The sequence below is a fragment of the Streptomyces sp. NPDC091272 genome (assembly GCF_044757485.1).
Taxonomy (GTDB): Bacteria; Actinomycetota; Actinomycetes; order Streptomycetales; family Streptomycetaceae; genus Streptomyces.
Genome location: NZ_JBIVVC010000008.1, coordinates 1 through 23,872 on the forward strand (window position 1 = coordinate 1; position 23,872 = coordinate 23,872).

Consider the following 23,872-nt stretch of genomic DNA (forward strand, 5'->3'; position numbering starts at 1 on the left):
GCTAAGCCTTTCCGCGCCGATGGTACTGCAGGGGGGACCCTGTGGGAGAGTAGGACGCCGCCGAACAATTATTGTGAGAGTGCCCCGTACCGGGAAACCGGTACGGGGCATTTTTGCGTTTACGAGGCATGTGCACCCCTGTGTGGCCGTGCACCCCCTGTGCGGCCGTCGGGGTTGGCTTGAGGGTAGGGTCAGGTAGCAAATCGTTGGCACGTTCCCACAGGAGGCTCCCGGGTGGAGGTCCAGGAGACTCGCGTTCAGACGGACCGAGTCCTCACCATCCCCAACATTCTGAGCATGGCTCGCCTCGTCGGTGTGCCCTTGTTCCTGTGGCTGATCCTTCGCCCGGTGTTCGGTGGGCCCAACAGCGACGGCTGGGCATTGCTGGTGCTGATGCTCAGCGGCATCAGCGACTACCTCGACGGCAAGCTGGCGCGTAAGTGGAACCAGATCAGCAAGCTCGGTCGGCTGCTCGACCCGGCCGCCGACCGGCTCTACATTCTGTCCACGCTGGTGGGGCTGACCTGGCGGGAGATTCTGCCCTGGTGGGTCACAGCGGCCCTTTTGGCGCGCGAGCTCATGCTCCTGGTGATGGTGGGCATCCTCCGCCGGCACGGCTATCCGCCGCCCCAGGTGAACTTTCTGGGCAAGGCGGCCACGTTCAATCTGATGTACGCCTTCCCGTTGCTGCTGCTCAGCGCTCTGGACGGGTGGCCGGGGACACTCGGTGCTATTTTCGGATGGGCGTTCGCCGGATGGGGTACAACCCTGTATTGGTGGGCAGGGATTCTGTACGTGGTACAGGTCCGTCGGCTCGTCAAGACGGACGCCACAACCGATTGAGTCTGTCGAAGTGGCGCAGTGCGGCGCCGGCCCTTCCGGACCTCTGATGTCCGTGCAAGGGCCTCGGGCGGGCGCAGTCGGCTGAGATTTTCTCTTCAAAGGAGGACGCTTCCGACATGAAGGCCGTCGTGATGGCCGGTGGTGAAGGTACACGCCTTCGCCCCATGACCTCGAGCATGCCCAAGCCGCTCCTGCCGGTGGCCAACCGGCCGATCATGGAGCACGTGCTGCGGTTGCTCAAGCGGCATGGGCTCAATGAGACCGTCGTAACCGTGCAGTTTCTGGCCTCGCTCGTCAAGAACTACTTCGGCGACGGGGAAGAGCTCGGAATGGAGCTCACCTATGCCAACGAGGAGAAGCCACTCGGCACCGCGGGCAGTGTGAAGAACGCCGAAGAGGCGCTGAAGGACGATGCCTTCGTCGTCATCTCGGGTGATGCCCTCACCGACTTCGACCTCACCGATCTCATCCGCTTCCACAAGGAGAAGGGCGCACTGGTCACGGTGTGCCTGACCCGGGTACCGAATCCGCTGGAATTCGGCATCACCATCGTGGACGAGGAAGGGAAGGTCGAGCGGTTCCTGGAGAAGCCCACCTGGGGCCAGGTCTTCTCCGACACCGTGAACACGGGCATCTACGTCATGGAGCCCGAGGTCTTCGACTACGTCGACGCCGACGTGTCCGTCGACTGGTCCGGTGACGTCTTTCCTCAGCTGATGAAGGAAGGGAAGCCCGTCTACGGATACATCGCAGAGGGCTACTGGGAGGATGTCGGCACGCACGAGAGCTATGTGAAGGCTCAGGCGGACGTGCTGGAGGGCAAGGTCGACGTCGAACTCGACGGTTTCGAGATCTCTCCCGGCGTCTGGGTCGCCGAAGGAGCCGAGGTCCACCCGGACGCCGTGCTACGAGGCCCCCTCTACATCGGTGACTACGCCAAGGTCGAGGCCGGGGCGGAGATCCGCGAACACAGCGTCATCGGGTCCAACGTCGTGGTGAAGAGCGGTGCCTTCCTGCACCGGGCCGTCGTCCACGACAACGTCTACATCGGGCAGCACAGCAACCTCCGTGGCTGTGTGATCGGCAAGAACACCGACATCATGCGGGCGGCCCGGATCGAGGACGGGGCGGTCATCGGTGACGAGTGCCTGGTCGGCGAAGAATCGATCATTCAGGGCAATGTGCGGGTCTACCCGTTCAAGACCATCGAGGCCGGTGCCTTCGTCAACACCTCGGTGATCTGGGAGTCCAGGGGCCAGGCGCACCTCTTCGGTGCGCGCGGCGTCTCCGGAATCCTGAACGTGGAGATCACACCGGAGCTCGCGGTACGGCTCGCCGGGGCGTACGCGACGACCCTGAAGAAGGGGTCCACGGTCACCACGGCGCGCGACCACTCCCGTGGCGCGCGAGCCCTCAAGAGGGCGGTCATTTCGGCCCTGCAGGCGAGCGCCATCGACGTACGGGATCTGGAGAACGTTCCACTGCCGGTGGCACGTCAGCAGACCGCGCGGGGCAGCGCCGGCGGGATCATGATCCGTACGTCTCCGGGTGTGCCGGACTCGGTCGACATCATGTTCTTCGACGAGCGCGGCGCGGACCTGTCGCAGGGCGGACAGCGCAAGCTCGACCGGGTGTACGCGCGTCAGGAGTACCGGCGGGCGTTCCCCGGAGAGATCGGCGACCTGCACTTCCCGGCGAGCGTCTTCGACTCGTACACCGGGTCGCTGCTGCGGAACCTGGACACGACAGGGATCGCGGACTCGGGACTGAAGGTCGTCGTCGACGCGTCGAACGGCAGTGCCGGGCTCGTACTGCCCAGCCTGCTGGGCCGGCTCGGGGTCGACGCGCTGACCATCAACCCCGGACTCGACGAGGCGAGGCCCACCGAGACCAGTGACTCGCGACGGGCCGGACTCGTCCGGCTCGGAGAGATCGTCGCTTCCGCGCGGGCGGACTTCGGGGTCAGGTTCGACCCCGTCGGCGAGCGGCTCTCGCTGGTGGACGAGCGGGGACGGATCATCGAGGACGACCGCGCGCTCCTGGTGATGCTCGACCTCGTGGCCGCCGACCGGCGCAGCGGGCGGGTGGCGCTGCCGGTCACGACGACCCGGGTGGCCGAGCAGGTGGCCGCGTACCACGGGACCCAGGTGGAGTGGACGACCACGTCGCCCGACGACCTGACCAGGGTGGGGCGCGAGGACGAGACCATCTTCGGCGGGGACGGGCGCGGCGGATTCATCGTGCCGGAGTTCAGCAGTGTCTTCGACGGCGCGGCGGCCTTCGTACGGTTGATCGGCCTGGTGGCGAGGACGCAGTTGACGCTGAGCCAGATCGACGCGCGGATCCCGCGGGCACACGTGCTGCGGCGTGACCTTGCCACGCCGTGGGCGGTCAAGGGGCTCGTGATGCGCCGGGTCGTCGAGGCGGCGGGCGACCGGTCGGTGGACACCACCGACGGTGTACGGGTCGTCGAGGCGGACGGACGTTGGGTGATGGTGCTGCCCGACCCGGCCGAGGCCGTCACGCACCTGTGGGCCGAAGGGCCGGACGACGACTCCGCCCAGGCGCTCCTGGACGAGTGGGCGGCGATCGTCGACAGCGCGGGTCGCTGAGGTCTGACCGGGGCCCCGGACACCGTCTCGCGACGGAGTCCGGGGCCCCGGTGGGGCCATTCGGTGGTAGGGGCCCCGACATGCGACGATGTGCGGCATGTCGCAGCAGCCCCCCGTTCGGAGTACCCCCTCCCCACCGCGACGTCCCGACGCCTCCATGTCGCTGCTGACGAACGTGATGGAGCACAGCCTCGACGACGGATACGCGGAGGCTGCGGCCCGTCAGAAGGCCGACGGGACCGCGGGAATGCCGCGGACGCTGCGCAGGAAGCTCTCGCTGGCCGCGTGTCTCGTACTGGCTGCCGCCGTGGTGACGCTCGGAGCCGCGAACGCCCGCGTGGCGGCGCCCGTGGTGGCCAAGGAGCGCGAGGAGCTCCTCGGCCGGATCGATTCCGAGACCACCGCCGCGGACAAGCTGGAGAAGGAAGTCGACGCCCTGCGCAGCGATGTGGGGGAGCGTCAGCGCAAGGCGCTGGAGGAGCACGGCGGCGACCAGGGCCAGCTGGTGGCGCTGCTTTCCGGCGCGACCCCCGTTCAGGGGCCGGGCGTCAAACTCGTCGTGGACGACGCCAAGGCGACCGGCGACGGCAGCGACGGCCCTCGGGGTGACAGCGGCTTCTCCGACACCGGACGGGTACGGGACCGGGACATGCAACGGGTCGTCAACGGCCTGTGGCAGTCCGGCGCCGAGGCAGTGGCGATCAACGGGCAGCGCCTGACGCAACTGTCGGCGATCAGGGCGGCGGGGGACGCCATACTGGTCGACAACAGGCCCCTCGCACCGCCCTACACGGTGCTCGCCGTGGGCGGCAAGCACCTCAACACCACCTTCAACGACAGCGCCGACGGCCAGTACCTGCACGTGCTGCAGGAGAGCTACGGCATCCGTACCACCATTTCCGACCAGGAGGAGGTGCGGCTGCCGGCCGCGCCGAGCCTGATCGTTCGTATCGCGCAACCGCAGGCCGCAGACGCCGGGAAGGGCGTGGCCGACGCACAGAAGACAGAGAAGGGCACATCGTGATCGCCGTACTGGGCCTCGTCGTGGGAGTCGTGGTCGGATTGCTGGTCCGGCCCGAAGTGCCGGCGGTGGTCGAGCCCTACCTGCCGATTGCCGTCGTCGCCGCGCTGGACGCGGTCTTCGGCGGCCTGCGGGCCATGCTCGACGGGATCTTCGTCGACAAGGTCTTCGTGGTCTCCTTCCTGTCGAACGTGGTGGTGGCCGCGCTGATCGTCTTCCTGGGCGACAAGCTGGGAGTCGGGGCGCAGCTGTCGACCGGAGTGGTCGTCGTGCTCGGTATCCGCATCTTCTCCAACGCTGCCGCCATCCGGCGTCACATCTTCCGGGCGTGACGCCGATGAGCAGCGAAGAACGGCACGGGGACGACGAGCAGCCCACCAGCGGCAGGCAGCTTCCGCCCGAGGAGCCGCCCACGAACGAGCAGCACCCCCCGCCCGAGCACCACAGCCACCGGGAGGTGACCGGTCGGCAGCGGCTGATCGCGGGGCTGTGGCCGCCACGGCTCACCAGGGCCCAGCTGATCGTCGCGCTCCTGCTGTTCGGGCTCGGGCTCGGGCTGGCCATCCAGGTCAACTCGACCAACGCGGACGGTGCGCTGCGAGGGGCGCGCCAGGAGGACCTCGTACGGATCCTGAACGAGCTGGACGGCCGCACACAGCGGCTCGAGGACGAGAAACAGCGCCTGGAGGCGCAGCGGACGGAACTGGAGAGCAGCTCCGACCAGGCCGAGGAGGCCCGCAAGCAGACCCTGGAGAAGGAACGCCAGCTCGGTGTGCTCGCCGGCACGGTGGGAGCGCAGGGCTCCGGCATCACGCTCACGGTGACCGACCCGAGCTCCGTGGTCGAGCCGGACCGGCTGCTCGACACGATCCAGGAGCTGCGGGCGGCAGGCGCGGAAGCGATCCAGATCAATGACGTACGGGTCGTGGCCAACACCTATTTCTCCGGGGACGCGGGCAGCATCCAGGTGGACGGCAAGGAAGTCAGCGCGCCGTACACCTTCAAGGTGATCGGCAAGCCGCAGGATCTGGAGCCCGCGCTGAACATCCCGGGCGGGGTCGTGCAGACTCTGGAGAAGGAGCAGGCCACCGCCACGGTGCAGCGACTTGAGAAGATCGTCGTGAATGCCTTGCGACCGGCGAAGCGGCCTGACTACGCTCGGTCGTCATCCCGGTGAAGCCGGAGCGAATGAGGGCTGTCGGACACGGGCATGAGGTTGCGGGGGGTCGGCGCATCAAGGACGTGGTGCGTGGTGGAAACTGTCCGAGTGATACGGACGTTGTGAAGATGTCCAAGTCAGCAGATTTGTTGACGCAGGGTTCGTCCTGCCCCACGGGCGGGTCTGTTTCGGTCAAGGGGAATCGCCCGTGAAGTTGTTTGCGAAATTGTTCGGCAAGAGTGCACGTGACGACAGCAGCTCCCACACTGCCCGTCACCGTGCCCCGCGCCCCGGTGACGGGGAGGAGCAGAGCGGAGAGCGCCCGCTCTTCCGCGATCAGGTCGGTGGCACCGGCGCGTCGTCTGTTGACCCGGCAGGTCCCGGCCGCATAGGTTCCCAGGAACCATCAACCTCAAGTACGGGTGGAGAGTTCGCTCCCGACCCGTACGCAACCAGCGCCCACCACGCGGGGCAGCCGCGGCAGGAGGATCCGTCCATGTCGGCCTTGCCGGTTTGTACGAGGTGCGGGCACCGGAACGCCGCGGACAGCCGTTTCTGCTCCAACTGCGGTGCGCCGCTGCGGGGCGGCGCCGCTGCCGAGCGTCCTTCGGAGACCACGTCGACGATCTCCATCTCGGGCCTTGAGGCGTACGAGGCGGAGAAGACCGGGCAGACCGCTCTCCCGTCGCTGTCGCCCGAGGCCCAGGCCGCGGTCGACGCCCTTCCGCTCGGTGCGGCACTGCTGGTGGTGCGCCGCGGTCCGAACTCGGGGAGCCGCTTCCTGCTGGACGGTGAGCTGACCACGGCCGGCCGCCACCCGCAGAGCGACATCTTCCTGGACGACGTGACCGTCTCGCGGCGGCACGTGGAGTTCCGCCGGGGCGCGGACGGTGGTTTCACCGTCTCCGACGTCGGCAGCCTCAACGGCACGTACGTCAACCGGGAGCGCATCGACGCGGTCCTGCTGGCGAACGGCGACGAGGTGCAGATCGGTAAGTACCGGCTGGTCTTCTATGCGAGCCAGCAGGTCGTCTGATCCCTCCAGGGAAGGTCCATGCTGCGAATCCAGACGGGCGGTGCCGTGCGCGGCACCGCCTCCGCCGGCGGCAGGCTGATGAGCATCGGTTCGGTGCTGAGCCTGCTGCGTGAGGAATTTCCCGAAGTCACGATCTCGAAGATCCGCTTTCTGGAGGCGGAGGGTCTGGTCGAACCGCAGCGCACTCCGTCCGGGTACCGGAAGTTCAGCCCGGTGGATGTCGAGCGGCTCGCCCAGGTGCTGCGCATGCAGCGCGACCACTACCTCCCGCTCAAGGTCATCAAGGAGCACCTCGACGCGCTGGAGCGCGGCGAGACGGTCCAGCTGCCCTCACCCGCGGGCCCGCGGGAGCTGCTCGAAGGGGTGCCGGAGACGGCGCCCGAGCGGGCGACGGTGGCCCGGCTGGGCCGCGAGGAGCTGCTCGCCGCCGCCGAGGTGGGCGAGGGCGACCTGGGTGAGTGGGAGTCGTACGGCCTGATCTCGGAACTGCCGGACGGCGGTTACGACGCGGAGGCGGTGACGGTCGCGAAACTGGTGGCCGATCTGGGCAGGTTCGGCCTCGAACCGCGGCACCTGCGGGCCATGAAGGCCGCCGCCGACCGGGAGGCCGGGTTGATCACCAACATCGTCGCGCCCCTGCGCCGGCACCGCAATCCGCAGACCAGGGCGCATGCCGAGGCGACCACCAGGGAGCTCGCGGGGCTGACCGTACGACTGCACGCGGCGCTGGTCCAGACGGCGCTGCGGTCCGGCTCGAACTGAGCCTTAACCGGTGTGAACAGGAGCCCGACTACCCAAACCGGTCGGGCACGTCCTAGGGTTGCTGTGTGAACGAGCTCGACGTCGTAGGTGTCAGGGTGGAAATGCCCAACAACCAGCCGATCGTGCTCCTGCGTGAAGTGGGAGGCGATCGGTACCTTCCCATTTGGATCGGACCGGGTGAGGCCACGGCCATCGCCTTTGCCCAGCAGGGGCTGGCACCCGCCAGGCCGCTGACGCACGACCTCTTCAAGGACGTGCTCGAAGCGGTCGGCCAGGAGCTCACCGAGGTGCGGATCACCGACCTGCGGGACGGGGTGTTCTACGCCGAGCTGGTCTTCGCCAGCGGGGTGGAGGTCAGTGCGCGGCCCTCGGACGCGATAGCGCTGGCGCTGCGCACCGGGACGCCGATCTACGGCAGTGACGGGGTGCTGGACGACGCCGGAATCGCCATCCCGGACGAGCAGGAGGACGAGGTGGAGAAGTTCCGCGAGTTCCTCGACCAGATCTCGCCGGAGGACTTCGGTACCAACAGCCAGTGAGCTGCCGGCCGTGAGCCGCGGTCCCCAGGGCCGTGCCTCTCGGCCGGGCCTGCCATTTCCAGGGGGCACAAGGGCATTCAGCTAGCCTTTCCCCGCATCGGGATACGGCAAACCACTCTCAGGGTGATTATCACCCGGCGTGCCTAGTGTGGCGATCGTTGACGCACCCCGGGTGACTGCCTACCGTCGACAGGGCAGGTCAAGGACGGAGGTCGGCGTGAGAATCAGCGGCGACGGTACGGCGACGGGCGGGCCGTATCCGCTCGGCAGTTCGGCCGACCCCATGAACGGTCAGCACCCCCTCGCCCCGGCTCAGGCCGCCGCGGGGGCAGTCGACACGGTCGGGTACCGGGGGCCCACCGCGTGTGCGGCGGCCGGTATCACCTACCGGCAACTGGACTACTGGGCGCGTACCGGGCTCGTCGAGCCGAGCGTGCGGCCTGCCTACGGATCAGGGACGCAGCGGCTGTACAGCTTCCGTGACGTCGTTGTCCTCAAGATCGTCAAGCGGTTCCTGGACACCGGTGTCGCCCTCCAGAACATCCGCGCGGCCGTCCAGCACCTCAGGGAGCGCGGCTTCCAGGATCTGGAGCGGGTGACGCTGATGAGTGACGGGGCGACCGTCTACGAGTGCGTCTCGCCGGACGAGGTCGTCAGCCTGCTGCAGGGCGGCCAGGGAGTCTTCGGAATCGCCGTGGGCGTGGTGTGGCGGGACGTCGAGACGGCGCTCTCGCAGCTGCACGGGGAACGTGTCGACACCGGCGAGACGCTGGTCGGGAACAACCCGGGTGACGAGCTGGCGCGCAGGCGCAACCGGGCCGGCTGACGCCTCCGGCCGATTGTCAGTGGCGTAGGGCAGCATCGGTGGGGTGAGGACCGCACCGACCATTCTGCATCTGGACATGGATGCCTTCTACGCCTCCGCGGAGCAGGCGGCGAAGCCGAGCCTGCGCGGGAAACCGGTGGTCGTGGGCGGGCTCGGGCCGCGCGGTGTGGTCGCCACCGCTTCGTACGAGGCGAGGCGCTTCGGCGTGCACTCGGCCATGCCGACGGCCCAGGCGCGCAGGCTCGCGCCGAACGCCGCCTACCTGGTCCCGCGCTTCGCGCTCTACCGCACGGTGAGTGAGCAGGTGATGGAGCTGCTGGGACAGCTCTCGCCGCTGGTGGAGCCGCTCAGCCTGGACGAGGCCTTCGTGGACCTGGAGGCGGGCGGGACGGCGGCGGACACCGCGACCGCGCGGGCGGTCGGCGAGCGGCTCAGGGAGCGGATCAGGGCGGTCACCGGGCTGTGCGGTTCGGTGGGGCTCGCAGGTTCCAAGATGCTCGCCAAGATCGCTTCCGAGGAGGCCAAGCCGGACGGCCTGGTGCTGATCGCTCCCGGGACCGAGCGCGAGCTGCTGGCGCCGAGGTCGGTGCGGATCCTGCCGGGCGTGGGGCCCGCGACCGGGGACCACCTGCGGCGGGCCGGGATGACGACGGTGGCTGACCTGGCGGCGGCGGGCGAGGCCGAGCTCGTACGGCTGCTGGGCAAGGCACACGGGGCGTCGCTGTACCGGATGGCGCAGGGTATCGACGACCGGCCCGTGGTGGCCGAGCGGGACGCTAAGTCGGTGTCGGTCGAGGACACCTTCGACGTGGACCTGCACGACCGGGTGCGGGTGCGCTCGGAGGTCGAGCGGCTGGCAGAGCGCTGCGTGCAGCGGCTGCGGGCGGCCGGGCGGTCGGGCCGGACCGTGGTGCTCAAGGTGCGGAGGTTCGACTTCTCGACACTGACCCGCTCGGAGACGCTGCGGGGGCCGACGGACGACGCGGGGGTGGTACGGGAGGCGGCGGCGCGACTGCTGGAGGGCGTCGACACCACGGGTGGGGTGCGACTGCTCGGCGTGGGGGTGACGGGGCTGGCGGACTACACCCAGGAAGACCTCTTCGCGCAGGCGGCCCAGGCGTTCCGAGAAACGCAAGGGGCGGAGGCGGCACAGTCGGGGCGGGCGAACGAGGCCGGGCGGGACACGCGGGCGGACCGGGCACAGGGGGAAGCGCGGGACGCGGTGGTGGCGGGTACGGCCGGGGGGAGTGCCGTGGGGGCCGAGGTCTGGGTTGCTGAGTCTGGGACCGATCGCGAGTCCGGGAGAGGTGCCGGGCCCGGAGCCGTAGCGGGGACCACAGACGTCGCGCCAGGAAGCGTGAGTACGGACGGCGGCGACGCCGAAGCCGGAAGCGGGCCGGGCGCGGCGGCGGGGAACGCGGGAGATGCGGTGGCCGGCGGAGCCCAGCCCGTGGAGCCCGCGGAGGAGCGGCGGTGGCACGCGGGGCACGACGTGCGGCACGCGAAATACGGCGCGGGATGGGTGCAGGGCAGCGGCTTGGGGCGGGTGACCGTGCGCTTCGAAGAACCAGGCTCGCAGGGGCCGGGGCGGGTAAGGACCTTCCGGACGGACGATCCGGAGCTGGAGGCGGCGCAGCCGTTGCCGCTGGTGGGGATACCGGGGGCGGGGACGGAGAGCGGGGACTAGGGATCGGTCGGGGGCCGGGCGATCGCATGGAGACCCGGACGAAGACGAATGGGTGTGCAGGCGCGCAGGGCCTGGAGGGCTGGCCGTGTGGTGCCGGAGGGTCCGAAAGGGAGGGCCGGGCGGGGGCGGGCCGGACGTATGGGGGCCGGAGCGTGGCTGTGCGGGCGGGAGCCCGAGGGGCCGGGCGTGTCGACGCGGGTGCGCGAGGTCCGGAGAGCCGGCCGGTTGGGCATCTGAGGGTCCGGGCGCAAGGCTGGGCGGGCCGCATCTGCGGGCCGGTCAGGGAGCCGTGCGGGCGTCCGAGGGGCCGGGCGGGTATCCGATGAGGCCGGGCGGGGGCCGGGCGGGTATCCGATGAGGGCGGGCGGAAGGCTGGGTGGGCGTCTGCCGGCCGGTCAGGAAGCCGTGCGGGCGTCCGAGGGTCCGGACGGGAGGCCTTGCGGGGGCCCCGAGGTGTGGGATCCGGGGGTCGGGGGCCCGGGATCCGGGGTCCGGGTGGGAGGGGTCAAGGGCTTTCCGGGGGGTTCGGTTGGGTGGTGGTTTCGGGGGCGAGAGTGCCGAAGTCTCGGTCGGCGGTGGGTGGGGAGAAGTGCAGGCCGTAGTGGTGGTAGAGCTGGAGTTCCTGTTCGGGGGAAAGGTGCCGGCCTACGCCGAAGTCCGGGGCGTCCTTGATCAGGGACTTCTCGAACGGGATGCGCAGAGTGTTGCCTTCGAGGCTGCTGGGCTCCAGCGGGACGAAGGCGTCCCGGCTGAAGAGGCCGGTGCGGACGGCCGCCCACTCCGGTACGCCCGTGGCATCGTCCAGGTAGACCTCGTCCACCGTTCCGATCTTGGTGCCGTTGCGGTCGAACGCCTTGCGGCCGATCAGGCTGCGCGGATCGATGTCGGTCTCCACGGTCCCGTCCCTTCAGCTGTCGCAACTGCTGTGTAGCCGCGTAAAACACTACGAAAGAGCAGATTTGAGAGCCTGGCCACTCGAGGGATCTGCACGGGAGTGCGCTGGTAGGCTGGCCGATGGCTGCTGACCCCGCGCGGGAGAGTCCTCCGAGATGGATTTCGGAGGCGCCGAAGGAGCAACTCCTCCCCGGAATCTCTCAGGCCCCTGTACCGCACGGACGAGGTCACTCTGGAAAGCAGGGCGGTTGGCGGGCACGGCGCAGGCCGGTGCGCGATCCTCCCTCACCGACGGTGAAAGTCGGGGCCCGTTCGCGGTGCTCCGGTGAAGCTCTCAGGTTGAGATGACAGAGGGGGAGGCCGTCCGGGTACCCGTGCCGTGGTGCCCCTCGCAGGTCGTGTCAGACCAGGAGGCCTTCCGCAGATGACCGCCAACCGTCGTATCGCACTCGCAGAGCTTGAGCGTGGAATCCCCTTTGAGCAGCGTCACATCGGTCCCGACGGTGAGGCGCAGGCCAAGATGCTCGCGCAGGTCGGGTACGGGTCGCTGGACGAGCTGACCGCCGCCGCGGTGCCGGACGCCATCAAGAACGCCGAGGCGCTGAGCCTGCCCGACGCGCGTACCGAGGCCGAGGTGCTGGCCGAGCTGCGGACGCTCGCCGACCGCAACGAGGTGCTGGCCCCGATGATCGGGCTCGGCTACTACGGGACGTTCACGCCGCCCGTCATCCTGCGGAACGTGATGGAGAACCCCGCCTGGTACACGGCCTACACGCCGTACCAGCCGGAGATCTCGCAGGGCCGGCTCGAAGCCCTGCTCAACTTCCAGACGATGGTCGCCGACCTGACCGGGCTGCCCACCTCGGGCGCCTCGCTGCTCGATGAAAGCACCGCCGCCGCCGAGGCCATGTCGCTCGCACGCCGGGTGGGCAAGGTCAAGAAGGGTGTGTTCCTCGTCGATGCGGAAACGCTTCCGCAGACCGTTGCCGTGATCCGGACGCGGGCCGAGCCGACCGGCGTCGAGGTGGTCGTCGCCGACCTGGCGGACGGCATTCCCGCCGAGATCGCCGAGCGCGGTGTGTTCGGCGTGCTGCTGCAGTATCCGGGTGCCTCCGGAGTCGTACGGGACATCAAGCCGGTGATCGAGCAGGCCCACGAGCTGGGTGCCGTCGTGACCGTCGCCGCGGATCTGCTGGCGCTGACGCTGCTGACGTCGCCGGGTGAGCTCGGCGCGGACATCGCTGTGGGTACGACGCAGCGGTTCGGGGTGCCGATGGGATTCGGCGGCCCGCACGCCGGGTTCATGGCCGTACGGGAGAAGTTCGCGCGCAGCCTGCCCGGACGGCTCGTGGGCGTGTCCGTGGACGCGGACGGGAACAAGGCCTACCGGCTGGCGCTGCAGACCCGCGAGCAGCACATCCGGCGTGAGAAGGCGACCAGCAACATCTGTACCGCGCAGGTGCTGCTGGCCGTCATGGCCGGTATGTACGCGGTTTACCACGGCCCCGAGGGGCTCAAGGGGATCGCGCGCCGGACGCACCGTTACGCGTCGATCCTCGCCGAGGGACTGCGCGCCGGTGGTGTCGAGGTCGTGCACGGTGCGTACTTCGACACGCTGACCGTACGGGTCCCGGGCAGGGCCGCCGAGGTGGTCGCCGCCGCGCGTGAGCACGGGGTGAACCTGCGGCTCGTGGACAACGACCTGGTGTCCGTGGCGTGCGACGAGACGACCGCACGGGCCCAAGTGACCGCCGTCTGGGCCGCGTTCGCGGTGGAGGGTGACATCGAGGCGCTGGACGCGGTCGTCGGTGAGGCGCTTCCCGACGGTCTGCTGCGCGGCGACGATTTCCTGACCCACCCGGTCTTCCAGCAGCACCGCTCCGAGACGGCCATGCTGCGCTACCTGCGCAAGCTCGCCGACCGGGACTACGCCCTGGACCGCGGCATGATCCCGCTCGGCTCGTGCACCATGAAGCTGAACGCGACGACCGAGATGGAGCCGGTGACCTGGCCCGAGTTCGGCCAGATCCACCCCTTCGTACCGGTCGACCAGGCCGCCGGCTACCTGACGCTCATCCGCGAGCTGGAGGAGCGCCTCGCCGAGGTCACCGGGTACGACGCGGTGTCCATCCAGCCCAACGCCGGTTCGCAGGGCGAGCTCGCCGGTCTCCTCGCGGTGCGCGCGTACCACCGGGCCAACGGCGACGAGCAGCGGACCGTCTGCCTGATCCCCTCGTCCGCGCACGGCACGAACGCCGCGAGCGCGGTGATGGCCGGTATGAAGGTGGTCGTCGTGAGGACGGCCGACGACGGCGAGGTCGACGTCGAGGACCTGCGGGCCAAGATCGAGCAGTACCGCGACGAACTGTCGGTGCTCATGATCACCTACCCGTCGACGCACGGCGTCTTCGAGGAGCACGTTGCCGACATCTGCGCGACCGTGCACGACGCGGGCGGGCAGGTCTACGTCGACGGCGCCAACCTGAACGCCCTGGTGGGTCTCGCCAAGCCCGGCAAGTTCGGCGGCGACGTGTCCCACCTGAACCTGCACAAGACCTTCTGCATCCCGCACGGCGGCGGCGGCCCGGGGGTCGGCCCCGTCGGTGTGCGCGCGCACCTCGCGCCGTACCTGCCCAACCACCCGCTCCAGCCGTCGGCGGGACCCGACACGGGCGTCGGGCCGGTCTCGGCGGCGCCGTGGGGCTCCGCGGGCATCCTGCCGATCTCCTGGGCGTACGTGCGGCTGATGGGCGGCGAGGGGCTGAAGCGGGCCACACAGGTGGCGGTGCTGGCGGCGAACTACATCGCCAAGCGGCTGGAGCCGCACTACCCGGTCCTCTACACCGGTCCGAACGGTCTCGTCGCGCACGAGTGCATCGTGGACCTGCGCCCGCTGGCCAAGTCGACGGGGGTGAGCGTGGACGACATCGCCAAGCGGCTCATCGACTACGGCTTCCACGCGCCGACCATGTCGTTCCCGGTGGCGGGGACCCTGATGATCGAGCCGACCGAGAGCGAGAACCTCGTCGAGCTGGACCGGTTCTGCGACACCATGATCGCGATTCGCGGCGAGATCGAGAAGGTCGGGTCGGGCGAGTGGCCCGCCGACGACAACCCGCTCGCGAACGCCCCGCACACCGCTGCCGCGCTGGGCGGCGAGTGGGAGCACGCCTACAGCCGCGAGGAGGCCGTCTTCCCGGCCGGGGTCTCGGCGGCGGACAAGTACTGGCCGCCGGTGCGCCGGATCGACGGCGCGTTCGGCGACCGCAACCTGGTCTGCTCCTGCCCGCCGATGGACGAGTACGACAACTGACGGTTGCCGTCGGGCAGTTGACATAAGTGAGGGGCCGATCCGGAGTGGAAGCTCCGGGCCGGCCCCTCCGTCCTAGGCAGCGGTGGCCACGTCCAACGGGCGGTGCGGCGCGATGATCTGCCCGTTCGGCAGCAGCTCGCCGGTGTCCTCGAAGAGGAGGACCCCGTTGCACAGCAGGCTCCAGCCCTGCTCCGGGTGGTTCGCCGTCGGACGGGCGGCCTCCCGGTCGGCGGAATCGGCGGTCGGGCAGGACGGCTGGTGCTGGCACATGGATGGGTTCTTTCGCTGCGTGGTGGTGAACGTGTTCCTGCGGCTCGAATCGGTGTTCATGGCCGCCCCCCGTATCAGTTGGTCCGGTCCCAGTGTTGCCCCACGGGCGTCGATCCGCAGGGATTTCACGTCAGCGCTTCTCACTGATTGAGGACGCGTCACCCGTGCGGACGGTTCAGCTCAACTTGCCCCCCTCTTCGGGTGGTTCGGGGTGGCCCCAGCGGGCTAGTCCGGATGGGTCAGTCGGACACGACGGTGCCCCGCGCCTCCGATCCAGGAGGGGCGGGGCACTCCGGTGCGGACCGTCGGCCGGTCGGCGGCTCAGGCGAGCTGGCCGAGGAGCGGGGACGGGGCGGCCGGCTTCAGACGCAGGGTGAGGACGGGCAGCAGGTCGGCGACCTTGCAGGGGTGGTGCGAGGCGATGCCGGGCGGCGCAGGGGCCAGCGGTACCAGGACGTCGGAGGGGGCGGGAACGCCGGTGGACGCGTCGGCGGTGGCGTCGCCGTGCAGCCACAGGGTCAGCATGTACAGGGCGGGGATGGACAGCAGCCGCGGCTGGTGGACGCCGGCCATGACCTCGGCCTGGCGCAGCGCGCGCTCGGTCGAGCTCAGATAGGGGCCCTCGAAGAAGTGGGAGAAGGTCCAGCCGTCGGCGGTGAGCACGGTGTCGGCGGCTGCCACCGCGCGTCCGCCGTCGCGGATCAGGAACCGCCAGCCGGTGAGGCGGGTACGGGGCGGCAGGCCGCCGTCGGAGATCTGGTCCAGGACATGGAGGGGGAGCGGGAGCTCGGGCGTGAGCGGCCCCTGGGCGCCGCGGAGGGCCGGGGTGCGGGCCGCGGCGACGGCAGTGGGGGAACCGAGTGCCGCGAGAACGCTGCGCAGGGCGGGCGCGGGAGCCGGGGGTACGTGCAGCGGCATGATGGATCGCCTCTCGCTCTGGGAGACACGGTGGAGCCTGGGCGGTGCGGACGGCGCTGTCAGCGGTTGCGGGGCCGGAGGGGGCCGGGACGACGGCCTGGCGTCAGCTCTCCGCCTCTGTCTGCGGAGTTTATACGACACGTGTTCACACGGTGTTTCGGCTAGTCGACGCGGATATTTCCCGCAAGGCGGGATCCGGCCGCACGGATCCGGCATTCGGCGCGGTAAAGGTCCCGGTTCAGGGGCCGGAATACAGGACTTTTCCCAGGATTCCCACGTCGGTGCGGTCGGCCGGAACTCGTCGGCGTTTGTGACCACAACCGTCGAGCTGGTAACTGCGTCCTGCGCCATGCCTGCGGAATGTGCCCGCCGGAATTTGCACCGAGCGTACTGCGTACCGGCCGCGCGCGGGGCGTTACGGATCAGTCCGTCGGGGCATCATCGACCGTGAACCACAGGACACAGCGGTCGCTGCCGCGGGCTGCCCCGGCTGAGGAAGGACACTCCGATGGGTGAGAAGGTCGTGGCAGACGGGTTCGCCCTGGCGGACCGGCAGAAGTACCGGCACAAGCTGCACGAGTGTCTGGAGGGGCTCGACAGGCTCCTGAAGGAGAAGAAGTTCGACCGGCCGAAGAATCTCATGGGGCTGGAGATCGAGCTGAATCTCGCGGGGGCGGACGGGCTGCCGAAAATGATGAATGCCGAGGTGCTGGACCGCATTGCGAGCCGGGATTTCCAGACCGAGTTGGGGATGTTCAACCTTGAGGTGAACATCGTTCCGCACCGGCTGGGGGGACGCGTTCTCGACCAATTGGCGGAGGAACTGCGCACCGGACTCGGCTATGCGCACCGCAAGGCGGCGGAGGTGGACGCGGGGATCGTGATGATCGGCATTCTGCCCACGCTCGGGCGGGACGACCTGGTGCACGCGAATCTCTCGGACGTCGACCGGTACGAGCTGCTGAACCAACAGATCGTGGCGGCCAGGGGTGAGCCCTTCCAACTCGACATCGAGGGCGTCGAGCACCTGGTCTGCAGCTCCGACTCGATCGTGCCCGAATCGGCGTGCACGTCCGTCCAGTTGCACCTCCAGGTGACGCCGGGGCGCTTCGCCGACGTGTGGAACGCGGCGCAGGCGGTCGCAGGCGTGCAGATCGCGGTGGGGGCCAACGCGCCCTTCCTGTTCGGACAGGAACTGTGGCGGGAGTCGAGGCCCCCGCTGTTCACCCAGGCGACGGACACCAGGCCGCCGGAGCTGATCGCGCAGGGGGTGCGGCCGCGGACCTGGTTCGGCGAGAGGTGGGTGGACTCCGCGTACGAACTCTTCGAGGAGAACCTCCGCTACTTCCCCGCGCTGCTGCCCATCTGCGACGAGGAGGACCCGCTGCGGGTGCTGGACGAGGGCGGCGTGCCGCAGCTCAAGGAGCTGGTGCTGCACAACGGGACCGTCTACCGGTGGAACAGGCCGGTGTACGGGATCGCCGACGGCGTGCCGCACCTGAGGGTGGAGAACCGGGTGCTGCCGGCGGGGCCGACCGTGACCGACGTGATCGCGAACGCCGCCTTCTACTACGGGCTGGTGCGCGCCCTCGCCGAGGACACGAAGCCGGTGTGGCGGCGAATGGCGTTCGAGGAGGCCGAGGCGAACTTCGACACGGCCTGCCGGTACGGCATCGACGCGGAGCTGACGTGGCCGCGCGCCGGGCGGGGAGCCGGGACGCACAGGGTGCCCGCCGTGCAGCTCGTACAGGACGAACTGCTGCCCCTGGCGGCGGCGGGGCTGGACGCGTGGGGCGTGGAGGCGGCGGACCGGGACCGCTATCTCGGCGTGATCGAGGAGCGGTGCCGCAAGCGGATGAACGGGGCTTCCTGGCAGGTGGACACCTACCACCGGGCGCTGGACGCGGGGCTGGGCCGGGAGGCGGCGCTGGCGGCGATGACCCGCAGGTACGGGGAACTGATGCATTCGGGGGAACCGGTGCACACGTGGGCAGTGGGTTTTCCGGGGCATTCCTGAGGGCTCGGCCGATCGGGGCGTTCCACGGGCGGGCTTGCGCCGCGAGGCCGGCGGCGCGGCGCTCGGCGGCCCCTGCGCGCACGGCAGATGGCGCAAGCCGTGGCTACCCGGACCAGTGCTGTCCGGACCTGCATTCGTGACCCTGCCGCTGTGGAGGCAGGATGAGGCGGGAGCACACGAGTGGAGGTCCGAGTGCAAGGGGATACGGGGCAGATGGCCGACATGACGCCCGAGAAGCCGGTGGTGGCGCGTGAACAGCCGCTGACGCGCAGGGTGTTGGGCACCGAGTTGCTGCTGGTGCTGGCCCTTTCGCTGGGGGCCAGTGGGGTTTCCGCCCTGATCAGCTTCGTCGGGGCGGTGACGAGGCCGGGCGGCCTGAAGGACCAGGCGGCCAACCTCAACAGTTCCGCCGCGCCTGGGCGGCCGTGGCTGGACCTCGTCTGGCAGCTGTTCTCCATCTCGACGGCGCTGGTTCCGGTGGCCCTCGTCGCGCATCTGCTGATGCGGGAGGGCAGCGGGCTGCGCGCGCTGGGCTTCGACCGGCTGCGGCCGTGGCCGGACCTGGGGCGCGGGACACTGGTCGCGGCCGGCATCGGCAGTGCGGGACTGGCCTTCTACCTGCTGGCCAACGCGACGGGTTTCAACCTCACGGTGGTGCCCGAGTCGCTGCCCGAGGTGTGGTGGAAGTACCCGGTGCTGATCCTCTCCGCGATCCAGAACTCGGTGCTCGAAGAGGTCGTCGTGGTCGGGTATCTGCTGCGCAGGCTCGGGCAGTTGGGCTGGACCCCGATGGCCGCGCTGGTGGCGAGCTCGGTACTGAGGGGGTCGTACCACCTGTACCAGGGGGTGGGCGGCTTCATCGGGAACATGGTGATGGGCGTCGTGTTCGTGCTGCTCTACCGGAAGTGGGGGCGGGTGGGGCCGCTGGTGGCGGCCCACGCGCTGCTCGACATCGGGGCGTTCGTGGGGTACGCGGTGCTGGCGGGGAAGGTGGACTGGCTGCCCACCCTGTGACCTCGCCGCCGCGCCGCGGGCTTACGGAGTGCTGAGGAGTTCGCCGTCGAGGACGGTGACAGCGTGGCCGGTGAGCAGGGTGCGGTCGCCGCGCAGGGCGGTGCGGACCAGGCCCCTGCGGGCGCCGCCCTGCAGACCGGTCAGTTCGGTGCGGCCGAGGCGGGCCGACCAGAACGGGGCGAGCGCGGTGTGGGCGCTGCCCGTCACCGGGTCCTCGTCGATCCCGATGCCAGGGAAGAAGCAGCGGGAGACGAAGTCGTACTCCGCCGAGGGACCCTCGGCCTGGGCGGTCGCGATGACACCACGGCGGGAGAGGGCGGCCAGGGCCTTCAGGTCCGGCGCGAGCGCGTGGACCTCGCTCTCCGAGCGGCACTCGACCAGGAGGTCGCCGACCTGGTCGCCGGTGTGGAGGACCGTGCGGGGCTCGACGCCGAGGGCCTCGGCGAGTCCGTCGGGCGTCGCGGTGGGCAGCAGGGGCGCGGTGGGGAAGTCCAGCGTGAGGGAGCCGTCGGGGTGGGCGGTGGAGGTGAGGATGCCGCTGCGGGTGCTGAAGCGGACCGTGCCGGTGGCGGTTCCCGTGGTGTGGAGGATGTGCGCCGTGGCCAGGGTGGCGTGACCGCACATGTCGACCTCGGTGGCGGGGGTGAACCACCGGAGGGCCCAGTCGGCGGGGCCGGGGGCGGGGTTGGCCGGTGGGAGGGGGTGGGCGAAGGCCGTCTCGGAGAGGTTGAGCTCGGCAGCCACGTGCTGGAGCCACTGGTCGTGCGGGAAGGAGGTGGCGTCCTCCAGGAGGAGGACCGCGGCGGGGTTTCCCGCGAAGGGCGTTGAGGTGAAGGCGTCGACCGTTCGGATGCGCATGTCAGGAGCGTAGAGAAGGGGCGGTCGGCGGGGGTACGGCCAATTCGTGGTGGGTGGACCGGGACCCGTGCCCCGGAGGGCTGGGGGAGTGGACGTGTGTCGGGATGGGCTCAATGGGTGGTTGTGGGAAGGGTGTTGGGATTTGCGGGGTTAGGGTGCTTCGGTTCGTTGTTGGGGCTGAGGAGGCGTTGTGGCCGTATTTATGTTGCAGTTGGCCGAGGGTGTCGATGATGTCGTCGAGGCTCAGGCGGCCGGCCGGACGAAGTCCGGGGAAATCGTGCTGGAGTCCGCAGACGAGCGGGGAAACCCCGTGCGCATCAGGACCTACCGGCCGGACACGGTGACCGCGGTGTTCCGGCGCGGGCCGGGGGACTCGGGGAGCTACGGGTGGATTCCGCAGCCGGCGAGCGGCACTTGGTGGTGCTACTGAGGGGTGTGGCGGGGCCGGGAGCGTGAGGAGCGACCGTGCACGGGTGGCGGGACCGTCCTTCTGTGGGGCGCGGGTGCGCTCCGGTGTGTCAGTGCGGCTGCCGCGCACCTCGCCGGGCCGGTACGACAGGAGGCCGGGCACCGTCGGGTCGTCGTGCGCCGTGACGGGGCGGGTGGCCGGGCCGCGTCGTGGGCGGCCGGGCGTCCTCGGCCGTTGTTCGTCGCGGTGCCGCGGTAGGACGCCGCGCACCCGCCCTGGGGCTTCGGCGGTGGCGGCAGGGCCGAGCTGTGGTCGTGACCGGGCTGAGCTGCGGTCGAGGCCGGCACGTGCCGAGGCCGGTGCTTCGGTGGTGGCGGCAGGGCGGAGCCGCGGTGGCACTCGGGCTGAGCCGCGGCCGTGGCCGATACGTGACGAGGGTGCTTCGCTGCCGAGTCGCGGTGGCACCCGGGCTGAGTTGCGGTCGTGGCCGGCACGTGCCGAGGCCGGTGCTTCGGTGGTGGCGGCAGGGTGGAGCCGTGGTGGCACTCGGGCTGAGCCGCGGTGGCACCTGGGCTGAGCTGCGCAGAGGCCGACATGTGCCGAGGGTGCTTCGGTGGTGGCGGCCGGGCCGGGTCGCGGTGGCAGCCGGTAGGTGCTGAGGCGGCAACTAAGATGGAGCTCTTTGCTCTGTGCCCACGGCCCGCACGGCCCCCGCGGCGCTGTCCCACGGTGACCCTACGGAAACGGCTCCATGTCCTCGCTGCACGTCCCCCGTCTGTCCCGGCCCGACTGGCTGGCCTCCCCGAAAGTGTTCCGGACCGAGGTGCTGGGCGGCCTGGTGGTCGGCCTGGCCCTGATTCCCGAGGCGATCTCGTTCTCGGTGATCGCGGGCGTCTCGCCCAGTGTGGGGCTGTTCTCCGCGGTGACGATGGCGGTCGTGATCTCGGTCGTCGGCGGACGCAAGGCGATGATCTCGGCGGCGACGGGCGCCGTCGCCCTCGTCGTGGCGCCGCTCAACAAGGAGCACGGGCTCGGCTACCTGATCGCCGCCGTGATCCTGGGCGGGTCGATGCAGGTGGTGCTCGGGGCGCTCGGGGTGGCCCGGTTGATGCGGTTCGTGCCGCGCAGCGTGATGGTCGGTTTCGTCAACGCGCTGGCGATCCTGGTGTTCATGGGGCAGTTCCCCGAACTGACGGGCGTGCCCTGGGCGGTGTACCCGCTGGTCATCGGCGGGGTGGTGCTCACCGTGCTGATTCCAAGGATCACCACCGTGGTGCCCGCCCCGCTCGTCTCCATCGTCGTACTGACACTGATCACGGTCGGTGCGGGCATCGCCGTACCGACGGTGGGGGACCGGGGGGAGCTGCCGTCCTCGTTGCCGGTGCCGGGTCTGCCGGACGTGCCGTTCACCATGGACACGCTGACCACCGTCGCGCCGTACGCCTTCGCACTCGCTCTCGTCGGGCTCCTTGAGTCACTGATGACTGCGAAGCTCGTCGACGACATCACGGACACGCACTCCAACAAGACCCGCGAGTCCATGGGCCAGGGCGTCGCCAACATCGTCACCGGGCTCTTCGGCGGCATGGGCGGCTGCGCCATGATCGGTCAGACGATGATCAACGTGAAGGTCTCCGGCGCCAGGACCCGGCTCTCGACCTTCCTCGCGGGCGCGTTCCTGCTGGTGCTGTGTCTGCTGCTCGGACCGGTCGTCTCAAGGATCCCGATGGCGGCGCTGGTGGCGATCATGGTGCTGGTGTCGGCCGCGACCTTCGACTGGCACTCCGTACTGCCGAAGACCCTGCGGCGGTTGCCGCTCGGCGAGACGCTCGTCATGGTCATCACGGTGGTGTGCGTGGTCGTCACGCACAATCTGGCCGTCGGTGTGGTCATCGGCTCGGTCAGCGCGATGGTGATCTTCGCGAAGCGGGTGGCGCACCTGGCTGACGTGGTGCGGGAGGTGGACGGCGGAACGGTCGTCTACACCGTCGTCGGCGAGCTGTTCTTCGCCTCGTCGAACGATCTGGTCTTCCGGTTCCGGTACAAGGACGACCCGGACGACGTGGTGGTCGACCTGTCCCGGGCGCACGTCTGGGACGCCTCGTCGGTGGCGGCGCTCGACGCGATCGAGACCAAGTACGCCCGGTACGGGAAGAGCGTCACCATCACCGGCCTCAACGAGCCGAGCGCGCGGATGCACGAGAAGCTGGCCGGGCAGCTGGGGTGAGTGGCCCGCGCGGGAGGTGGGGTTCAGGAGACCAGGCCGGCGAGTTTCCGGAGCGACTCCTGCAGGGCCGTCGTCGCGGAATCTTTGAGTTTGACCCCCATCAAGGACACCGCTGCACCCGTGAACTCGCCGTCGATACGGGCCAGGGTGCCGCCCGAGTCCGCCGGGGCCAGCGAGTACCGCATCACCAGGTTCACACCCATCGGGCCCTTGCCGCGGACGCTGAACAGGCGGTCCTCGGTCAGTTCCGCCACGGTCCAGTTCACCTCGGCGGGGAAGCCCATCAGCTTCATGTTCTCCTGATAGGTCGCGCCGACCGCGAGGGTGTCGGGACCGCCGTGCGGGAAGCTCGTGTGCGTCGCGTTCCACCGGCCGTACGACGAGAAGTCCGTCAGCGCGGACCACAGTTTGTCCGCCGGTGCCTCGATGCGTGCCTCTGCGCCGACCTCGGCCATGTGAGCGTCCCTTCCGCGCGGGTACCTGCTGGGTGTCGCGGAACGTAGCCGTGCAGCCGTCAACATTCAATACTGATGAACCGTCAGTTTTTGGCCGCGTGGCGCGCGTCCGGACGCCTCTCCTGCGCGTTTCACGAAAGATTCATGCGATCTCCTTCGCAGGGAGGAGAAGCCGGGCGCCGGGCCCAACTCCCGTGGGATGCGCGAATGCTCCCCCGCGCGGATGACCGGACGGCCCCCGGCCTGATGGGGTGAGGGGGTGCACGATCCTGTCCGACGGGTCTCCGGCAACGGAGAGGCCGTCCCTCCCCCCGCCGGTGTCGAGACCGGACTCACCGCCGAGATGGCCACGGTCGTCGTCGGTGCGCGCCGACGGGCGCAGCGCGACGGTGACCCGCAGATCGACACCGCCCATCTGCTGCACGCCCTGATGGAGAGTGACCCCGACGTACGGGCCGCCTTCGAGAGCGGGGCGCAGGTCGCGCGGGTGCTCGGCTATCTCGTGCAGCGCAGTATCGGGTACGGACTGCGCTGGCAGGCGCGCGTGGAGGGAGCGCCGGGGACGACACCGGTGGCGGGCTGGTCGCCGGCCGCCGTCGCCGCGATGGAGGCAGCGAGCGCACGCGCGGCGGAGCGTGGCAGTCCGGGGGCGCCCGGCGGTGCGGACGCACTCGGCGGTGTGGACGTACTCCGCAGTCCGGGCGCGCCCGGCGGTGCGCACCCCGCTCTCGGTACCGATCTGCTGGCCGCGCTCGCCGGGAATCCGGAGTGCCGGGCCGTCGAGGTCCTGCGCCGCGCGGGCGTCGAACCCGCACGGCTGACCGGGCAGCCGCAGGCCGTCGCGGTCCGGGAGACCTGAGGAGAGGGCCCTCGGCGAAGACCTGAGGAGAGGGCCCCGGCGGAGAGCTGCGAGGGGGCTGCAAGGGGGCGCGAGGGGGCCGCAATCTGGGGGTTTGCGGCGGTATGCCGAGGCTCCGTCTCGACAGGCGTAACGACTGTGACGGTGCTGACC

21 protein-coding genes and 1 riboswitch are annotated in these 23,872 nt (G+C 70.0%); of the genes, 16 read left to right on the forward strand and 5 right to left on the reverse strand.

Going from position 1 to position 23,872, the window contains the following annotated elements:
- Positions 1 to 234 precede the first annotated feature (234 nt).
- The 10 genes from ACIQM4_RS22190 to ACIQM4_RS22235 all read left to right on the forward strand — a co-directional run bounded on the left by ACIQM4_RS22190 (position 235) and on the right by ACIQM4_RS22235 (position 10,485).
- Entirely contained in the window at positions 235 to 843 is a 609-nt protein-coding gene (locus tag ACIQM4_RS22190) for a CDP-alcohol phosphatidyltransferase family protein (RefSeq protein ID WP_401594216.1), read from the forward strand.
- Positions 844 to 959: 116 nt separating this feature from the next.
- On the forward strand, positions 960 to 3,455 hold the full coding sequence (locus tag ACIQM4_RS22195; protein ID WP_401594219.1) for a sugar phosphate nucleotidyltransferase: 2,496 nt from the start codon (positions 960 to 962) through the stop codon (positions 3,453 to 3,455).
- Between the two features lie 97 nt (positions 3,456 to 3,552).
- Positions 3,553 to 4,479 carry a DUF881 domain-containing protein gene (locus ACIQM4_RS22200; protein WP_401594223.1) on the forward strand — a complete coding sequence of 309 codons (927 nt, stop codon included), beginning with the start codon at positions 3,553 to 3,555 and terminating at the stop codon, positions 4,477 to 4,479.
- Complete coding sequence (locus ACIQM4_RS22205) at positions 4,476 to 4,808, forward strand: small basic family protein (protein WP_040019805.1); 333 nt, start codon at positions 4,476 to 4,478, stop codon at positions 4,806 to 4,808. The genes ACIQM4_RS22200 and ACIQM4_RS22205 overlap by 4 nt, the downstream gene beginning before the upstream one ends.
- Positions 4,809 to 4,813: 5 nt before the next feature.
- Positions 4,814 to 5,653, forward strand: a complete 840-nt coding sequence (locus ACIQM4_RS22210) for a DUF881 domain-containing protein (protein ID WP_401594226.1) — start codon at positions 4,814 to 4,816, stop codon at positions 5,651 to 5,653.
- 148 nt (positions 5,654 to 5,801) lie between these two features.
- Positions 5,802 to 6,671 (forward strand): FHA domain-containing protein, encoded by an 870-nt coding sequence (locus tag ACIQM4_RS22215; RefSeq protein WP_401595003.1) that lies wholly within the window; start codon positions 5,802 to 5,804, stop codon positions 6,669 to 6,671.
- Between the two features lie 18 nt (positions 6,672 to 6,689).
- Positions 6,690 to 7,433 carry a MerR family transcriptional regulator gene (locus tag ACIQM4_RS22220; protein ID WP_401594229.1) on the forward strand — a complete coding sequence of 248 codons (744 nt, stop codon included), beginning with the start codon at positions 6,690 to 6,692 and terminating at the stop codon, positions 7,431 to 7,433.
- Positions 7,434 to 7,498: 65 nt separating this feature from the next.
- A complete protein-coding gene (locus ACIQM4_RS22225; RefSeq protein ID WP_185033262.1) occupies positions 7,499 to 7,972 on the forward strand; it encodes a bifunctional nuclease family protein in 474 nt (157 codons plus the stop codon).
- A 217-nt stretch (positions 7,973 to 8,189) separates the two neighbouring features.
- Complete coding sequence (locus tag ACIQM4_RS22230) at positions 8,190 to 8,798, forward strand: MerR family transcriptional regulator (protein WP_401594233.1); 609 nt, start codon at positions 8,190 to 8,192, stop codon at positions 8,796 to 8,798.
- Positions 8,799 to 8,841: 43 nt separating this feature from the next.
- Positions 8,842 to 10,485 (forward strand): DNA polymerase IV, encoded by a 1,644-nt coding sequence (locus ACIQM4_RS22235; protein WP_401594236.1) that lies wholly within the window; start codon positions 8,842 to 8,844, stop codon positions 10,483 to 10,485.
- A 505-nt stretch (positions 10,486 to 10,990) separates the two neighbouring features.
- Here the strand turns inward: ACIQM4_RS22235 and ACIQM4_RS22240 are convergent.
- Positions 10,991 to 11,380, reverse strand: a complete 390-nt coding sequence (locus tag ACIQM4_RS22240; RefSeq protein WP_401594239.1) for a PRC-barrel domain-containing protein — start codon at positions 11,378 to 11,380, stop codon at positions 10,991 to 10,993.
- A gap of 127 nt (positions 11,381 to 11,507) precedes the next feature.
- Positions 11,508 to 11,605, forward strand: a riboswitch (glycine riboswitch).
- Positions 11,606 to 11,803: 198 nt separating this feature from the next.
- Here ACIQM4_RS22240 and gcvP point away from each other — a divergent pair.
- On the forward strand, positions 11,804 to 14,692 hold the full coding sequence (gcvP, locus tag ACIQM4_RS22245) for an aminomethyl-transferring glycine dehydrogenase (protein ID WP_401594242.1): 2,889 nt from the start codon (positions 11,804 to 11,806) through the stop codon (positions 14,690 to 14,692).
- A 72-nt stretch (positions 14,693 to 14,764) separates the two neighbouring features.
- Here the strand turns inward: gcvP and ACIQM4_RS22250 are convergent, their stop codons facing one another.
- On the reverse strand, positions 14,765 to 14,962 hold the full coding sequence (locus ACIQM4_RS22250) for a DUF5999 family protein (protein WP_401595006.1): 198 nt from the start codon (positions 14,960 to 14,962) through the stop codon (positions 14,765 to 14,767).
- Positions 14,963 to 15,283: 321 nt separating this feature from the next.
- The gene (locus ACIQM4_RS22255; protein WP_401594245.1) at positions 15,284 to 15,880 is read right to left on the reverse strand and encodes a hypothetical protein; all 597 of its coding nucleotides are present in this window, start codon (positions 15,878 to 15,880) and stop codon (positions 15,284 to 15,286) included.
- 508 nt (positions 15,881 to 16,388) lie between these two features.
- On the opposite strand from ACIQM4_RS22255, the gene ACIQM4_RS22260 reads away from it, so the two are divergent.
- Both ACIQM4_RS22260 and ACIQM4_RS22265 read left to right on the forward strand, forming a co-directional pair.
- A complete protein-coding gene (locus ACIQM4_RS22260; RefSeq protein WP_401594248.1) occupies positions 16,389 to 17,897 on the forward strand; it encodes a glutamate--cysteine ligase in 1,509 nt (502 codons plus the stop codon).
- Between the two features lie 213 nt (positions 17,898 to 18,110).
- Positions 18,111 to 18,911 (forward strand): CPBP family intramembrane glutamic endopeptidase, encoded by an 801-nt coding sequence (locus ACIQM4_RS22265; RefSeq protein ID WP_401594250.1) that lies wholly within the window; start codon positions 18,111 to 18,113, stop codon positions 18,909 to 18,911.
- Between the two features lie 21 nt (positions 18,912 to 18,932).
- Here the strand turns inward: ACIQM4_RS22265 and ACIQM4_RS22270 are convergent, their stop codons facing one another.
- A complete protein-coding gene (locus tag ACIQM4_RS22270) occupies positions 18,933 to 19,769 on the reverse strand; it encodes a PhzF family phenazine biosynthesis protein (protein WP_401594252.1) in 837 nt (278 codons plus the stop codon).
- Between the two features lie 190 nt (positions 19,770 to 19,959).
- Here ACIQM4_RS22270 and ACIQM4_RS22275 point away from each other — a divergent pair, with 190 nt between their 5' ends.
- Both ACIQM4_RS22275 and ACIQM4_RS22280 read left to right on the forward strand, forming a co-directional pair.
- Complete coding sequence (locus ACIQM4_RS22275; RefSeq protein WP_401594255.1) at positions 19,960 to 20,199, forward strand: hypothetical protein; 240 nt, start codon at positions 19,960 to 19,962, stop codon at positions 20,197 to 20,199.
- 730 nt (positions 20,200 to 20,929) lie between these two features.
- The gene (locus ACIQM4_RS22280; RefSeq protein ID WP_401594258.1) at positions 20,930 to 22,405 is read left to right on the forward strand and encodes a SulP family inorganic anion transporter; all 1,476 of its coding nucleotides are present in this window, start codon (positions 20,930 to 20,932) and stop codon (positions 22,403 to 22,405) included.
- A gap of 23 nt (positions 22,406 to 22,428) precedes the next feature.
- Here the strand turns inward: ACIQM4_RS22280 and ACIQM4_RS22285 are convergent, their stop codons facing one another.
- The gene (locus tag ACIQM4_RS22285) at positions 22,429 to 22,860 is read right to left on the reverse strand and encodes an SRPBCC family protein (protein ID WP_401594260.1); all 432 of its coding nucleotides are present in this window, start codon (positions 22,858 to 22,860) and stop codon (positions 22,429 to 22,431) included.
- Positions 22,861 to 23,119: 259 nt separating this feature from the next.
- Between ACIQM4_RS22285 and ACIQM4_RS22290 the strand changes: the two genes are divergently transcribed.
- Positions 23,120 to 23,719 (forward strand): Clp protease N-terminal domain-containing protein, encoded by a 600-nt coding sequence (locus tag ACIQM4_RS22290; RefSeq protein ID WP_401594263.1) that lies wholly within the window; start codon positions 23,120 to 23,122, stop codon positions 23,717 to 23,719.
- Positions 23,720 to 23,872 lie beyond the last annotated feature (153 nt).

Bases quoted from the DNA above. Each gene is read 5' to 3' on its own strand.
- ACIQM4_RS22210 (WP_401594226.1), top strand. From the start codon at position 4,814: ATGAGCAGCGAAGAACGGCACGGGGACGACGAGCAGCCCACCAGCGGC.
- gcvP (WP_401594242.1), top strand. From the start codon at position 11,804: ATGACCGCCAACCGTCGTATCGCACTCGCAGAGCTTGAGCGTGGAATC.
- ACIQM4_RS22285 (WP_401594260.1), bottom strand. From the start codon at position 22,860: ATGGCCGAGGTCGGCGCAGAGGCACGCATCGAGGCACCGGCGGACAAA.
- ACIQM4_RS22195 (WP_401594219.1), top strand. From the start codon at position 960: ATGAAGGCCGTCGTGATGGCCGGTGGTGAAGGTACACGCCTTCGCCCC.
- ACIQM4_RS22260 (WP_401594248.1), top strand. From the start codon at position 16,389: ATGGGTGAGAAGGTCGTGGCAGACGGGTTCGCCCTGGCGGACCGGCAG.
- ACIQM4_RS22265 (WP_401594250.1), top strand. From the start codon at position 18,111: ATGGCCGACATGACGCCCGAGAAGCCGGTGGTGGCGCGTGAACAGCCG.
- ACIQM4_RS22200 (WP_401594223.1), top strand. From the start codon at position 3,553: ATGTCGCAGCAGCCCCCCGTTCGGAGTACCCCCTCCCCACCGCGACGT.
- ACIQM4_RS22270 (WP_401594252.1), bottom strand. From the start codon at position 19,769: ATGCGCATCCGAACGGTCGACGCCTTCACCTCAACGCCCTTCGCGGGA.
- ACIQM4_RS22255 (WP_401594245.1), bottom strand. From the start codon at position 15,880: ATGCCGCTGCACGTACCCCCGGCTCCCGCGCCCGCCCTGCGCAGCGTT.
- ACIQM4_RS22220 (WP_401594229.1), top strand. From the start codon at position 6,690: ATGCTGCGAATCCAGACGGGCGGTGCCGTGCGCGGCACCGCCTCCGCC.
- ACIQM4_RS22250 (WP_401595006.1), bottom strand. From the start codon at position 14,962: ATGTGCCAGCACCAGCCGTCCTGCCCGACCGCCGATTCCGCCGACCGG.
- ACIQM4_RS22280 (WP_401594258.1), top strand. From the start codon at position 20,930: ATGTCCTCGCTGCACGTCCCCCGTCTGTCCCGGCCCGACTGGCTGGCC.